Here is a 13,594-nt window from a genome sequence, read left to right on the forward strand (position 1 = left end):
AGCACCCAGGCCGAGCATCAAGGACGACCGTGTGCGCACAAGGCCCTTCGCCACGGCGGCCGCCCACCCCCCGCAACCGACGCTACCAGCGACGCACGTCGGCTGCCCACTGCTGCCGCTAGGAGGCCCCGCAAGCCGTGAACGACGACATTAATGTGCTAGCGCTCGTCAAGGGACGCGAGCGTTACATCTTCCTCTACGAAGATTCCCAGCGCGCCGAAGCGCTGCGCACGCTTGGCCGTTTCGCCTCGAACCCCGAGCTGAGCTTCACCTGGTACGACGCCGCCGTGCTGAGCCAAAAGGTTCGCAACAATGCGTCGGAAAGCGTGCCAGAAATGAAGGCAACGCTCCCCCGCCGCATGAACCTGCCGCAGCCGAGCGATGATTGAGCTAGACGCTGGACGCTAGTTGCTAGGCGCTAGCGAATGACCGCGTGCGGTTGCTAGCGCCGGCGATTGCCTGCAACTAGCGCCTCGCGCCTTCCCAATAGCGCCTACCCCATGCAACGACAGATCGCGCAGTTCCTGACCTACATGCGCGTCGAACGGGGCGCCTCCGACTACACGGTGAAGAGCTACCGCGAAGACCTCATCGCGGCGGCCGATTACTTTGCCGAGGAAGACGGAACCTGCCCCGCTCCCGCGAGCATTACTGCGGTCGAACTGCGCGGATTTCTGTCGGCGTTGCATGAAGCAGGCTACGCAAAGACCTCGATCGCGCGGAAGCTCGCGTCACTGCGCAGCTTCTATCGCTACGGACAGCGCGAAGGCTGGGCAACGAGCAATCCCGCCCGGGCGCTTCGCAATCCGCGCAAGGGACGCTCGCTGCCGCACTTCCTCACGACCGAGGAAATCGGCACGCTGCTGTCGGCGCCGCCGGCCGAGTCGCCGATGGGGATCCGTGATCGGGCGATTCTCGAAACGATGTACTCGGGCGGCTTGCGCGTCAGCGAAGTCGTCGGCCTCTCCGACGCCGATGTCGATCTGGCCCAAGAGATTCTGCTGGTCAAAGGCAAGGGCCGTCGCGAACGGCTCTCGCCGCTTGGTTCCTACGCAACGAGCGCCTTGAAAGCCTGGCTGCGGCATCGCAAGCTGTCGCCGAGCGAGAAGCAAGGCCGCGAGGCCCCGGTCTTCACGAACCGCTTCGGCACGCGGCTCACCACTCGCAGCGTCGGCCGGATGCTGGAGAAGTACCTCAAAGAAACGGGCCTCGATCTGCGGACGAGCCCCCACACGTTGCGGCACAGCTTCGCCACGCACCTGCTCGACCGCGGCGCCGACATCCGCAGCGTGCAGGAACTCCTGGGCCACAAGAGCCTGGTGACGACGCAAATCTACACGCACGTCAGCACGGCCAACTTGCGGGCGGCGTACGAGAAGGCGCATCCGCGGGCGAATTAAGGGCTAACCACGAAGGCTCTCAGGCACGAAGGAGTCACGAAGGAATAAAGAAGTAGGAATAGGGGAATCAATTTTCCTGATTTCTTACCGCCTTCCAGCCCTTCGTGCGTCCTTAGTGCCTTGGCGTCTTCGTGGTTTGTTTTTCCAAGCTGTAACATCCCAGCCGCCCCGACGCTCTCACCGTTGTCGAATCAGCCAACTGACGCTGATCGGCCGCGGTTTCATTTTATGAGCAGGCAAAGCGGCGTATGTTATGCGCCGGCCGCGGTTCGATCGGCGACCCTCCACCGTCGCGGGGCGGTCCGGTCTCTTCCTCTCCCAAGGCCGGGCCGCCCCTGTTTTTTTTGCAGGTGCGACGAGGTGCATCTCCCCTCTAGCCCCGGGCTCCGCCCGGGGGTGACGTGGCGTAACGCGCGACGACATCTACCGGAATGGTTGCCGACCCCCGGGCAGAGCCCGGGGCTAGGGTGCAATCGTGCCAATCGCTACAAGCGGACCACGCTCTTCGCAACTCCTCAGCAACCACGTTGCCTCAACGCATCCTGCGACGTAAATAATTCAACAGGCCATGGCGAAATCTCCCCGCCAGCTCCTTCGGCGTTGTCATTGATGATGCCGAAGTCCGCTGGACGCCCGGCCGCGACAAGTTGAATCCCGCGGACCGCGCCGCCTCTGGCGACGCGTCGGCCGCGTTACGTTCGAGCCGCCCTGCGCGGCTTCAGTTGGGGGAGTCTGCATATGCTTCACGGTTCACTGCTGCTGGTTGACGACGATCGTCAGGTGCTCGATTCGATGGCCGATTGGCTCCGCAGCCACGGTCTGCAAGTCGACGCAGTGCGCGGCGTCGCCGAAGCGAATGAGCGTCTCGCCCGCAAGTCGTACGACCTGCTGCTCGTCGACGTCCGCCTGAAGGATGGCGACGGCCTCGATTTGCTTGAGCAAGTCCGCCGTTCGCACCCCGAGAGCCAGGTTATCCTCATGACCGGCTACGGCGATCCCGACGCCGCGGTCGAAGCGTTGCGTGCTGGCGCCCTCGACTACCTGACGAAGCCGCTGATCGACGACGAACTGCTCGTCTCGATCGAACGTGCCTTCACGCAGCACAAAGTCATCGAAGAGAACACCCAGCTCAAGCGTGAACTCGACAAACGCAAGGGCATGGACAACGTCGTCGGGCACGACGCGCAAATGCGGCGGATCTTCGACGTCATCGATAGCGTCGCCGATACGAAGGCGACTGTCCTCGTGACCGGCGAAAGCGGCACCGGCAAGAGCATGATCGCCCGTGCGATTCATCGCCGCAGCCGCCGCAGCGGCAAGCCGTTTATCGAAGTCGCCTGCGGCGCCCTTCCGGAGAACTTGCTCGAAAGCGAACTGTTCGGCCACGTGGCCGGTGCGTTCACCGGCGCTACTGGCAACAAGGTCGGCAAGTTCATGCAGGCCGACGGCGGCACGATCTTTCTCGACGAAATCGGCACCGCCAGCCCGGCGATGCAGGTGAAGCTGCTCCGCGTATTGCAAGAACTGCAGTTCGAACAAGTCGGCGGCGACAAGACCTTCAAGGTTGACGTGCGGGTGATCCTCGCCACGAACGAAGATCTGTCGAAGGCGGTCGCCGAGGGCAAGTTCCGCCAAGACCTGTACTACCGCGTCAATGTGATCAACGTCGAACTGCCGCCGCTCCGCGCCCGTCGCAGCGACGTGTTGCTCCTTGCGCAAACGTTCCTCAACGAGCTGCGCGAAGATACGAACCGCAAGGTAACTGGCTTCACCGAAGAGGCGGTCGCCGCGCTGGAGGCCTACGCTTGGCCCGGCAATATCCGCGAGCTGCAGAACGTCGTCGAACGGGCCGTCTTGCTCGGCAAGGGGGAGCTCATCACCCCGGCCGACTTGCCGCGCGACATCATCGGCGGTTCGGCGATCCGCGTGACACGGGGCGGGCATCGGACGCTCAAAGAAGCGCTCGAAGAACCAGAGCGGCAAATCATTCTCGAGGTGCTCGAAGCGAACGGCTGGAATCGCAACGCCACCGCCGACTCGCTTGGGGTGAACCGCACGACGCTCTATAAGAAAATGAAGCGGCTCGGGCTCGAGGACGAGCAGCTGGCGGAACACTAAGCCGGCGGCTGCGGGGCACGCGCGGTGGGTGCCACTGGCATCTTGCCAGTGAGAAGTGTCGAGCGAGTACCCGCTGCAGCACTGGCAGGATGCCAGCGGCGCCCATTTCTTAGCCGTTGGCGAGTCTGCCGGCGGTCTTCCCGGAGGCAGGCTTGCCTCCGGCTAACGGGCAGCGGCGCGCGCGGCCGCAACCCATCAAACCGCCCGGTTTCCGGCCCGATTGTGACGGTTCTGCCGCCTGCCGAGGCCGTTGCTTGACACTCTTCGGCAACGCGCCTACCGTGAATTAAGTCTTCGCCGCGGCTCGACTTCCGTTTCGAGCGTGGGAGGCGGTCCATCTACGTCTCTTCGAGATTCATTCATGACGCGTTTGTATATTCCCGTTGCCGTCGCCGTCGTTCTCATCGTGTCGATGACGTTCTGGGAAAGCGTGTACTCCGATCGTTTGAATGGTTCGAGCGTTTCCGCCGAACAGTTCCACCAAAAGTTCGCTACCTTGCCAAAGAAGGTGGGCCCGTGGGTTGGCGTCGATCGGCCGGTGCCGGAAGAGACGCTTAAAACGGCGGGCGCCGTGAGTCACATCTCGCGCGTTTACAAGAATGAAGAGACGGGCGAAGAAGTCGATCTGTGGCTGATCGTCGGTCATGCCCGCGACATTTCTCGCCATACGCCCGACGTCTGCTATCCGAGCCAAGGCTTTGCGATGGACGGCACGCAGCTTCAGCAGCGGATCAAGGGTGAAGGGACCGATAAGGAAGGCGAGTTCCACACCGCCCGGTTCCGTAAAGAAGCCGCCCTCGGCGCCGGCGGGCCGCTGGTCCGCGTCTTCTGGGCATGGAACCCCGACACTGGCGAGCAAAAGGATTGGGTGGCGCCCGATGCCACGCGATTGGCGTTCGGCAACAACAGAGCGCTCTACAAGATGTACTTCACGGCGCCAATGAAGGAACGCGATGAGTCGGTCACGGACAACGTGGCCTACAAGTTTGCTCAAATCATGCTGCCGAAGGTGAATGAGACATTGTTCGCCGCTCCAGGCGCGACGCCGCTCGATGCTCCCGCTGAAGGTGCGGAAGGCGCCGCGGCTCCCGCTGATGCAACGGCAGCGCCGGCTGCCGAAGCTCCGGCAACCGAACCGGCCGCCGAGGCCGCCCCCGCCGCGTAGCGCCAGCGTGACGCATGCCGCGAGTCCGCAACGGCTCGCGGCGCCGACCGTATCCGGCGCACGTAGGTGACCACGATTCGCCAAGGAAGTTGCGCTCGTGTTCATTCAGACCGACCTGCTGTCGAAACGTTACGGACAGCTCGCGGCGCTCTTCGACTGCACCTTCGAGGTGCCGCGCGGCGAGATTCTCGGCCTGCTCGGCCCAAACGGCGCCGGCAAAACAACGCTGCTGCGACTCCTGCTCGGCTACCTCAAGCCGACGAGCGGCACAGCCCGCATCGACGGGCTCGATTGCTACGCCGAATCGGTCGCCGTCCACCGAAAGCTCGCTTATCTGCCCGGCGATGCGAGGCTGTTCCGCCAACTCAACGGCCGGCAAACGCTCGCTTTCTTTGCTCGGTTGCGGCATGCGTCGCTGGAGCGCTCGCTCCGCCTGGCCGAGCGGTTGCAGCTCGATCTCACCCGCCGCGTACGGCAGATGTCGACTGGCATGCGGCAAAAGCTGGCCCTCGCGGTGACGCTCACCCCCGACGTGCCGCTGGTAATTCTCGACGAACCGACGGCTAACCTCGATCCCACGGTCCGCCGCGACGTCGTCGAACTCATTCGCGACGCCCGCAACGAAGGGAAGACGGTTCTCTTCTCATCGCATGTGCTTTCAGAGGTCGAAGATGTTTGCGATCGCGTTCTCGTGCTGAAGGCGGGCCGCCTCGTCGACGCCGTTCGCGTCATCGACGTGCGGCGGCAGCATCGCATTCAGGCGGTGCTTACCGGGCCCCTCTCCCCTGCTCCGCCGCAGTTGGCCGAGTCGATCGAAATGCACGCCGGCCGCGATCAGGCGGTCTCGATCATCACCCGCGGCGAACTCGCCCCGCTGCTCGGCTGGTTAGCGGAACAGCCGCTCGCGCAACTGCAGATCGAACCGATCGGACTCCGCAGCGTCTACGAGCGCCATCACCCGGCGATCGGCGGTGACGAATGAACCGCGTGCTGCTCGGCAGATCGTTCCGCGACAGTTGGCTGCTGATGACGAGCTGCGCACTGCTCTCCCTCGGCTTCACCTGGTTGCGGGTGTGGGTGGCGTCTCACATTAAGGTCGATGCATTCATCAAGTTCTTTTCGGAGGGGCTGCAGATCTTCCAAGGCCTGCTGCCGGTGCCGATCGAGGATCTCGCTTCGCCGCTGGGCCGCGTGGCGTTTAGCTTCGAAGAGTTCGGCCTGCTGATGTTGCTCGGGCTGTGGACCGTCACGCGTGCGACCGATTGCCTGGCAGGCCGCATCGGCGCCGGCACGATGGAAATGTTGCTCGCTCAACCGGTCCGCCGGCTGACGCTGGTGACGACGCACACGGCCGTGACGCTGATCGGCGTGTTGCTGATGGCGGCGGCCAGTTGGCTTGGCGTGAAGCTGGGGCTGGAGTTTAGCAGGTACGAAGACCCGCCGGCGTGGCGGCAGTTGGCCCCGGCCGCGGTGAACTTTGCCTGTCTCGGCGTCTTCATCACCGGTGCCGCGACGCTGATTTCGGCCCTCGTGCGCAGCCGCTCGCAAGCGGTGGGATTGGTGATCGGGTTCTACGTCGTCGAGCTGACGCTGATGATCGTGGGCCGACTCAACGATCGTTTCGAGTGGATGAATCGGCTCACGATTTTGTCGGTGTACGAACCGACGCTGCTCACCATCGGCATCCATCGCGACCCGGCGGCGTTCTGGCCGCTGTTCTGGCAATACAATGGCTGCTTGCTGGGGCTAGGTTGCGGAGCCCTCGCCGCCAGCGCCGCGATTTTCTGCAATCGCGACGTCCCCGCACCGTTGTAGCACGCCGTGCGAATTAGCCCCCGGTTCTTCAAACCGGGGGCGTGCGCCGTCACGCCATCGCGCCGCAAACCCAAACCACCCCCGGTTTGAAGAACCGGGGGCTAAAAACAAGAACGCGCCGCAATCACCTACGGCAACTCATCGACGTAACGCTGCAGCTGCGCTGAAAGCAGCGAAAGATCCTTCCCAAACGCCGCCGTAAAATCGGCCATCCGCTCCTGCGGCGTGTAATCGCTAAACGCCGGCCGCGCGGCGACCCGCGCCAAGTAATTGCTGTACTCCTGCGGTCGCGTCTCGCACAGGTAGAACGTTAGCATCCACGCCTCGGCATAGGCGCTAACCGCGTGGCTTTGAAACGGCGCATCGCTCGCTACAAGTTGCGTCAGCCAATCGGCCGGGCGGTTCTTCGCGCCGCTGCGGAAATCGCCGAGGCGTTCTTGATTGATCCGCGCTGCCTGTTGCTGCAGCGAGGCGTTGTCCCACACGCCACGGGCTTCGAACATCATCGCCAGCCCTTCCAGCAGCCACCGCGGCTGGACGGCAAAGCGACGATGGACGCCGACATTGTAAGCCGTTTGATGCGTCGCTTCGTGGATGATTGTTTCAGCATTCGTCGACCAATCGGCGTCGCCGTTGTCCTCGGCGGTGTCGAAGAGGAAGACGCGATTGCTGACCGGCGAGTAGTGACCCAGCGTCCCGGCCGGCAGCGGCGTGCCGTCGGCGGCGGCGTGGCGGTAATAATCTTCCTGCGTCCGGAAGACCACCGCCACCAGCGGCGTCGCCGGTTCAGTGAGCCGAAAGCCGCGGACGCCCATGTAGTGGGTGAACGAACGGTAGAGCGCTTCCAACCGCTCGCCCCACTCGCGCCATTCGCCATGCGGATGGACGACGACAAAGTGGGGCGTCATCGAAATCTCGAAGCTGCGGTCGAACTCGTCGCGGAGCTTGTTCTTCAGCTCCTGAGCGCTGTAACCGACAAACCCCTTGCCGTAGCGTTTCGCATTCTTCGCATCGCTGGGCTTGAATTCGTTGAGGGCGCCGTCGCGGCCGAGCAAATACATCTGCTGGTCGTTCCAAACAAGCGGTTGGCCGTCGACCGGCTTGCCCGCGACCATCGCCTGCATCATGAACGGCGCCGGGATGCTCGCGACTTGCTCGGCGCCAGCGGTCACGTTGGGCCACAGGCTGCCGAGAATGATCGCGCCGATTGAGATTCGCTGGGTCGGTTTCATATCTAACTCTAGATCATTTCCGCCGGGCGGCGTGCGTCCCAGCGGCGATTGACGGTACAATCGGTGCGACCCCACTCGTCGCCGGCCCGCCGCCGGCCCCGTCCCATTTCGCACCGCCGGGCCCGTACGACTCCTATGCGATTCGCCACTCCCGTCCCCTTGGCCGCCCTGTTCTGCTCGGTCGCACTGCTGGCTCCATCGATCTCATGGGCCGATGAACCCGCCGTTGAGAAGCCAGTTGCCGAAGAGTCTACCGCCGCTGAGAAGAGCGAAGCGGCGTCGGTGGATGAGCCGCAGGTCGACAAAGCAGCGGTTGAAAAGCTCGTCGAGCAACTCGACGCTGCCGACAAAGCCGCTCGCGATGCGGCGGAGCAGCAGCTCATCGAATTAGGAACCCAAGCCGGCGTCGCCGCCGCGAGCGAGGCGTTCGTCAACCTGCTCCCCCAGCCCAACGACGAGATGCCGCAAGAAGTCCAAGTGCGACTCACGCGAATCGCCAACGAGATTCGCCTCCGCACCGCCCAGCGGGCGATCGAGGGAACGACGCTCACGCTCGACCTCGCCGACGTTCCGCTCGGCGACGCGCTGAAGGAGATCGAGAAGCAGACCGGCAATCGCTTGGTCGACTACCGCGACGAGTTTGGCCAGCCCGACACCGAGAAGAAGGTGACCTACCGCGGCGAGAAGGAGCCGTTTTGGAAGGCCGTCGATACGATCCTCGATAGCGTGCAAATGTCGCCCTACAGCGACGCGGGCGGCGAATCGCTGGCGATCATCGATCGCGACCAGGGTGTGCTGCGTCGCGGCGGCGGGCGTGCCGTTTACTCCGGCCCCTTCCGCATTGAACCGACCGGAGCCTCGTCGCAGCGCGGCATTCGCAACCCCGACCAAAGCGGCCTGTCGATCGACCTCGAAATTTCGTGGGAGCCACGGCTGCGGCCGATTGGCCTTTCGATGCGGTCCGAAGATCTCAAAGCCGTCTGCGACGATGGCCGCCCGACGCCGGTCGTCTCCGGCGACATCGTGTTCGACGTCGAGGTCCAGGCCGAAAGCCGCGCCACCGACGTCGTCGCCTCGCTGCAGTTGCCGGCCCGCACGTCGCAAAAGCTCGCCACCGTCGAGGGCCGGATGACCGCGCTCGTGCCGGGACGTTTAGCAGAATTGAGGTTCGACAATCTCGCCACTGCGAAAGACGTCACGAAGCGGGCCGGCGAAGTGGCGGTGACGATTGAACGCGTCGTCAAAAATCAAGCGCTGTGGGAGGTCTACATGCAGCTGAAGGTCGAGGGCAACGACGCCGGTCTCACCGTCGACGGCGGCTGGGTCTTTCAGAACACCGCGAAGCTCGTCGACAAGAAAGGCCAATCGCTCGACAACGCCGGCTTCGAAACGACGATGCAAACCGAAGACGAAATCGGCTTCGCATTCTTTTACGAACTTCCCGAAGGCCGCGAGCTGAAAGACTACGACTGGGTCTACCGCACCCCGGCGTCGGTGGTCTCGGTGCCGGTCGATTTCAAACTCGAAAACGTGCCGCTGCCGTGAAATGCTAAATGCAACCACGAAGGATCTAAGGCACGAAGGTTGGCACGAAGAAGAAGCTTGAATAGTCAAAAGACTTCTTCGTGAGTCCTTCGAGTCTTCGTAGTTACTCTTCCCGCGGCGGCAGAATGAGCCCGCCGAGTTCGACGATCGGCGCCCCCGCCGTGCGGATTTCATCGATCCACCCCCCCAGGCCAAGCGGGTCGCTCGGATCGCAGCGAAGCAAGTGCTCGATCACCTCGAGCGCCATGTCGCGCTTGCCGAGTTCCGCCAGGCACCACGCCAACCCGCGGCCGGCGTCGAAGAAGGGGCGATTCGCCGGATGAAGCGCCGGCACTGGCGTCGGGTTCTTCGCCTTCGCGAGGACGCGCTGCCCCACCTGATAGCCAAACCCAAAATGCCCGCGGCCGAGGGCCACGTCGCCCATCGCTTCGACGGCAAGTTTGCCCAGCAGATAGTGCGCCTCGATCATCTCGGGGCACGTTTCAACCAGCCAGCGAAGCTCGTCGACCGCCACGTCGGCTTCCCCGACGGCGATCATCTCGCGAACTTCTTCGAGATCTTCAGCGCACTCCATCACGTCGCGCGGATGGACGAGCACATACCCCTGCCCGCTGCGCATCCGCTCAACGGAAACGTGCGTGCTAGAGCGTGAAGATTTACCTGAACGGCGTTTCGCCATCAATAACTGGTTCCCATGTCCCTCGAATCAAATGTGGCGAGGGGTTAATTTGAATTGGCTAGCTTGCTTGAAAAATGGACAGGATAACAGGATTTCGCGGATTTACAGGATTTGAAAAAGCTTTGTACTCTAAGCCGAGACGCGAGATTTCCGTTGTGATCGGCGGCCTTCAGCAATCCTGTCGATCCGCGAAATCCTGTTATCCTGTCAATAAAATCGAGCGGCTCAGTCGATCAGCGACCTAAAGTTCTTTCCCGATCGCATAAATCTCATCCGCATCGAGCACCAGGTCGTTGCGGGTGAACAGCTTCGCGATTGCCGCTTTGTGAATCTTCATCTTCGTCCCGCCGACGCCGAGGGCGCCGTAGCAGACGATGGCGCCATGGTGCGTCGCCTTATCGGTCGGCGCCACGTCGCCCAGGCCATGAGCCGGCACGGCGTTCAGGTCGATCGCCGCCTGCAGCCCTGCCGCTTGGGCGAGATAACCCTTCGGCAACAACTCGACGCCCGGAGGGCCGCAGGCGATCACCGCCTGGGCGCCTTCAACCGCCGTCGCCGCCGCCATCGCGTTTTCGTTCGTCCACGCCGTGAGATCGGCGCCCGGCACGATCCGGCTGATCTTGTCGCACGTTCCCTCGGCATGCGTCAGCTTGCGCGAGGCCACGCGCACCCGGGCCCCTTCGCTCGCCAGCAATCGTACGACTCGCCGACCGACGGCGCCCGTGCCGGCCAGCACGGTGACGATCGCCCCGGAAAGCGGCACATGCCGCCGTGCCGCAAGTACCGCCGCCGCCGCGGTAGTGTTCGCCCCATTGGCGTCGAGCATCACCGACACCCGCATCGGCCCGAAGAACGAGTCGGCCGCAGCCTTCAGCAGCGCTTCGGCTGCCGTCACGTCCGACCCGCCGATGAACACGGCCGTGTTCTTCAGTTCCTGCGGCCCGCGCGTGAACATCGCCCCGTAGACGAGGTCGCGCACCTGAGCAGCCGCCACGCCGCCATGGCGAAACAAAAAGTCGACGCCCGAATCAACCGCCACCACGCCGTCAAACACGCTCGGCTGCGGATCAGCGTCGAGGCAGACGAGGATTTTTTTGAGGGACATAATGTTTCAAGGGGCGAGTGACTGGTGATCGGTTATCAGTGAACGGAAAATTCAAATGACCGATCACCAGTCACCGATCTCCGATCACTCACAAAAAAAGCCACGCGCCGCGCCCAGCGCGACGCGTGGCCCATTCTCATTCCTGACTGGCCGACAGCTGATAGCCGACAGCCAATAGCCATTTCTTAGAACCCACGGAACGGATGCGCCGCCGCATCCTTGCCAGCGAGCATCTCATCGGCGCTCGGCTTGCTTTCCATCGCGTTCTTGATCGCCATCTTGGTGGCTTCGTAGTTGTAGTCGTAAATCTTCTTGTCGTCGGCAGCTTCCCAGTGGATGAACACGCCGCAGACGATCACCAAGTTCTCGACGTCACCCTTCTTGATGACGCCTTCGCCGACGCTGTCAGCGACGGCCTTGGCGACGGCGGCTTGGGCCGGGCCGAACATCTGCACGGCTTGCTTGGCGCCCTTGATCGTCACCTTGGTGATCATCACGGTGGCGGGCTTCACGGCCAAGTTCGGCGTGAGCACGGCCAGCAGGTTGCTGTGGCCTTCGCTCTGACGGGCCAAAGCGTTGGCGAACGCCACGCCGACCGGACCGGCCTTGTCGCCGATCAGCAGGTCGATATGGGCAATCTCATTTCCTTCGCCAGCCAGTGCCTCTCCGATGAACATCGACATTCCTAGATTCTCCCACGCGAAAGGTAAGTTCGTTGATCGGCGAGCCGGCGATCGGCTCCCGGCTTCAGCCAGAGCGTCGCGGCCAGTCCCCGAGTCATTCGCCGGGGTAGCCTCCAGAGCCTCCGCCGCAGCGCGGCGAGCCTAGCAGGATACCAGGGCCCGCGGGCGGTGTTAAGGATGCCGGCATTCGCGGCATTTTCGGCAAAGTCTCACGGAACGAGCCCCGCATCCGTGCTCGTCGCCCGCGACGCTTTGATTCGCCCCCGCCGCATTGATTTCGCCCCCGGTTCTTCAAACCGGGGGAGTGCGCCGTCCCCCTTCGTGCCGGTGGCCCCGCCAACCCCCGATTTAAAGAGCCGGGGGCTAATACCAATCGTCGAGCCACAAAAAACGGGCCGGCCGAAGGAATTCCCCCGGCCGGCCCGTGCGATCATCAAACCATCAACCGCCGCCAAACAGCGCTTACTTCCGCCGCCGCGCCGCGACGCAGCCGAGCAGCGCCACTCCCGCTAGGCCGAGCGTCGCCGGTTCCGGCACCGCCGCTTTCGTCTGCAGCAGGTAGATCGTGTCCGCCCCATCCGGCACGGCGATCCCCAGCCACTTCCCATCGGGCGAGAACGCCACGCTGTTCTGCCCGCCATTGAGGCCGGTCGCCGTAAACTCCGCCGTCGTGCTCGCCAAGTAGACCCCCGGCGATTGCAGCGCGGCCTTTGCCACATCGACTCGGTAGTACGTCCGGTCGGTGCCGCCGGTGTTGATCGGCAGCCACACCGATCCGTCGAGCGGATTCACCGCGATCGAATCGTCCAGCGTGAGCGACGACGTGATGCCGCTGAGCAGAAACGTTTGCAAGTTCCCGGCCAGGTCGACCCGGTAGATCGCCGCCAAACCGCTTTCCAACGGCAGCGCCGCATAGGTGAGGTAGCCGTAGTTATCGAACGTGCTGAACATGCCGCGGATGTTGTTGTCGACAGCCGGCGTAGCGGTCCAAATCGTCGTGTACGACGGCGATGCCGACGTCGAACCAGCGTTCACGAGCGATACGGCTACCGGCGGATCGGTGTCGAGCCCTTGGTCGAACACCATCACCTGATTGGTGCTCGGCACCCAACTAATGCTGATCGGATCATCGTCGGTGGTGGCGGTGCCGTAGTTCCCCAGCATCTGAGTGAATGTCGGCGACGCGAGCGGGCTGTTCACCCGCCAGAGTTGCGGCGAAACGTCGCGGCCCAAGTACACAGTTCCCGTGCTGTCGATCGCCAGTGATGACGGATTGGTATTGGTATTCGCAGTCCCCGACTGCAAGCCAATTAGCGTGACCGTTTCGGTGATGCGATCAGTCACGTACAACCCGCCGACCGCCGTGCCGGTGGTTTGCTCGCGGTTGGTGAAATAGATGCGGTTGTACTCGCCGCCGACCTGGCTGGTCGGGTCGAAGACGATCGCCGAGATCGTGCCGATCGAGTTGCCGCCGGGGCTGTTGGCCCGGATCGGAATCGTGTCAGTAACGCCGGTGAACGTCGTGCCGCCGGAAAAGTTGAACGTCGCTTGCGCGTGGGCGGCCCCCCCCGGCAGGACCGCCAGCAGGCAGCCGAAGAAAAGTCGTTTGAAAGTTGTTTTCATGAGCGGTCGCTCCAGTGTTGAGAGAAGAGGGGCCAATCGAAGGCAAAAACGTCGCGGGTGAAAAGCACAACCAATAAAAAAACGGCACCGCGGAATAACCGCGGAGCCGTTCTCTGTATCTCTGGCTCTGAGGATAAGTTTTTCGTAAGGCTTGCGGTGAATGTTTGTTCCCGCCGCCCGTCAGATTGTGCGTTCAGTCTGTCTTTTAGGCAGGGGGCTGCGGGCTGTC

Annotated in this window: 12 protein-coding genes; 7 read left to right on the plus strand and 5 right to left on the minus strand. The window is 63.2% G+C overall.

Annotation, left to right across the window (positions count from 1 at the left end; all coding sequences use genetic code 11):
* Positions 1 to 137: 137 nt before the first annotated feature.
* The 6 genes from ACQY7R_RS22735 to ACQY7R_RS22760 all read left to right on the plus strand — a co-directional run bounded on the left by ACQY7R_RS22735 (position 138) and on the right by ACQY7R_RS22760 (position 6,498).
* On the plus strand, positions 138 to 389 hold the full coding sequence (locus tag ACQY7R_RS22735; protein WP_428307842.1) for a hypothetical protein: 252 nt from the start codon (positions 138 to 140) through the stop codon (positions 387 to 389).
* Positions 390 to 500: 111 nt separating this feature from the next.
* Positions 501 to 1,400, plus strand: a complete 900-nt coding sequence (xerC, locus tag ACQY7R_RS22740) for a tyrosine recombinase XerC (protein WP_428307843.1) — start codon at positions 501 to 503, stop codon at positions 1,398 to 1,400.
* A gap of 738 nt (positions 1,401 to 2,138) precedes the next feature.
* Entirely contained in the window at positions 2,139 to 3,518 is a 1,380-nt protein-coding gene (locus ACQY7R_RS22745) for a sigma-54-dependent transcriptional regulator (RefSeq protein ID WP_428307844.1), read from the plus strand.
* A gap of 361 nt (positions 3,519 to 3,879) precedes the next feature.
* Positions 3,880 to 4,683, plus strand: a complete 804-nt coding sequence (locus ACQY7R_RS22750) for an exosortase-associated EpsI family protein (RefSeq protein ID WP_428307845.1) — start codon at positions 3,880 to 3,882, stop codon at positions 4,681 to 4,683.
* Positions 4,684 to 4,780: 97 nt separating this feature from the next.
* On the plus strand, positions 4,781 to 5,665 hold the full coding sequence (locus tag ACQY7R_RS22755; RefSeq protein WP_428307846.1) for an ABC transporter ATP-binding protein: 885 nt from the start codon (positions 4,781 to 4,783) through the stop codon (positions 5,663 to 5,665).
* Positions 5,662 to 6,498 carry an ABC transporter permease subunit gene (locus tag ACQY7R_RS22760; protein WP_428307847.1) on the plus strand — a complete coding sequence of 279 codons (837 nt, stop codon included), beginning with the start codon at positions 5,662 to 5,664 and terminating at the stop codon, positions 6,496 to 6,498. The genes ACQY7R_RS22755 and ACQY7R_RS22760 overlap by 4 nt, the downstream gene beginning before the upstream one ends.
* Before the next feature lie 128 nt (positions 6,499 to 6,626).
* Here ACQY7R_RS22760 and ACQY7R_RS22765 read toward each other — a convergent pair whose 3' ends face one another.
* Entirely contained in the window at positions 6,627 to 7,730 is a 1,104-nt protein-coding gene (locus tag ACQY7R_RS22765; protein ID WP_428307848.1) for a DUF1570 domain-containing protein, read from the minus strand.
* 135 nt (positions 7,731 to 7,865) lie between these two features.
* Between ACQY7R_RS22765 and ACQY7R_RS22770 the strand changes: the two genes are divergently transcribed.
* Complete coding sequence (locus tag ACQY7R_RS22770; protein ID WP_428307849.1) at positions 7,866 to 9,275, plus strand: hypothetical protein; 1,410 nt, start codon at positions 7,866 to 7,868, stop codon at positions 9,273 to 9,275.
* A gap of 103 nt (positions 9,276 to 9,378) precedes the next feature.
* Here the strand turns inward: ACQY7R_RS22770 and ACQY7R_RS22775 are convergent, their stop codons facing one another.
* The 4 genes from ACQY7R_RS22775 to ACQY7R_RS22790 form a co-directional block, all read right to left on the minus strand.
* Positions 9,379 to 9,954: a hypothetical protein gene (locus ACQY7R_RS22775; protein WP_428307850.1), complete on the minus strand. Its 576-nt coding sequence runs from the start codon at positions 9,952 to 9,954 to the stop codon at positions 9,379 to 9,381.
* 241 nt (positions 9,955 to 10,195) lie between these two features.
* Positions 10,196 to 11,059 carry a methylene-tetrahydromethanopterin dehydrogenase N-terminal domain-containing protein gene (locus tag ACQY7R_RS22780; protein ID WP_428307851.1) on the minus strand — a complete coding sequence of 288 codons (864 nt, stop codon included), beginning with the start codon at positions 11,057 to 11,059 and terminating at the stop codon, positions 10,196 to 10,198.
* A 185-nt stretch (positions 11,060 to 11,244) separates the two neighbouring features.
* Positions 11,245 to 11,742 carry a formaldehyde-activating enzyme gene (gene fae / locus ACQY7R_RS22785; protein ID WP_428307852.1) on the minus strand — a complete coding sequence of 166 codons (498 nt, stop codon included), beginning with the start codon at positions 11,740 to 11,742 and terminating at the stop codon, positions 11,245 to 11,247.
* Positions 11,743 to 12,204: 462 nt separating this feature from the next.
* The gene (locus ACQY7R_RS22790; RefSeq protein ID WP_428307853.1) at positions 12,205 to 13,365 is read right to left on the minus strand and encodes a PEP-CTERM sorting domain-containing protein; all 1,161 of its coding nucleotides are present in this window, start codon (positions 13,363 to 13,365) and stop codon (positions 12,205 to 12,207) included.
* Positions 13,366 to 13,594: the final 229 nt, after the last annotated feature.

This window comes from Lacipirellula sp. (assembly GCF_965279485.1).
Classification (GTDB): Bacteria; Planctomycetota; Planctomycetia; order Pirellulales; family Lacipirellulaceae; genus Lacipirellula.

What these genes read in the sequence shown, in the direction of transcription:
- ACQY7R_RS22780 (WP_428307851.1), bottom strand. Translation starts at nt 11,059, where the DNA reads ATGTCCCTCAAAAAAATCCTCGTCTGCCTCGACGCTGATCCGCAGCCG.
- ACQY7R_RS22770 (WP_428307849.1), top strand. Translation starts at nt 7,866, where the DNA reads ATGCGATTCGCCACTCCCGTCCCCTTGGCCGCCCTGTTCTGCTCGGTC.
- ACQY7R_RS22760 (WP_428307847.1), top strand. Translation starts at nt 5,662, where the DNA reads ATGAACCGCGTGCTGCTCGGCAGATCGTTCCGCGACAGTTGGCTGCTG.
- fae (WP_428307852.1), bottom strand. Translation starts at nt 11,742, where the DNA reads ATGTCGATGTTCATCGGAGAGGCACTGGCTGGCGAAGGAAATGAGATT.
- ACQY7R_RS22745 (WP_428307844.1), top strand. Translation starts at nt 2,139, where the DNA reads ATGCTTCACGGTTCACTGCTGCTGGTTGACGACGATCGTCAGGTGCTC.
- ACQY7R_RS22765 (WP_428307848.1), bottom strand. Translation starts at nt 7,730, where the DNA reads ATGAAACCGACCCAGCGAATCTCAATCGGCGCGATCATTCTCGGCAGC.
- xerC (WP_428307843.1), top strand. Translation starts at nt 501, where the DNA reads ATGCAACGACAGATCGCGCAGTTCCTGACCTACATGCGCGTCGAACGG.
- ACQY7R_RS22790 (WP_428307853.1), bottom strand. Translation starts at nt 13,365, where the DNA reads ATGAAAACAACTTTCAAACGACTTTTCTTCGGCTGCCTGCTGGCGGTC.
- ACQY7R_RS22750 (WP_428307845.1), top strand. Translation starts at nt 3,880, where the DNA reads ATGACGCGTTTGTATATTCCCGTTGCCGTCGCCGTCGTTCTCATCGTG.
- ACQY7R_RS22775 (WP_428307850.1), bottom strand. Translation starts at nt 9,954, where the DNA reads ATGGCGAAACGCCGTTCAGGTAAATCTTCACGCTCTAGCACGCACGTT.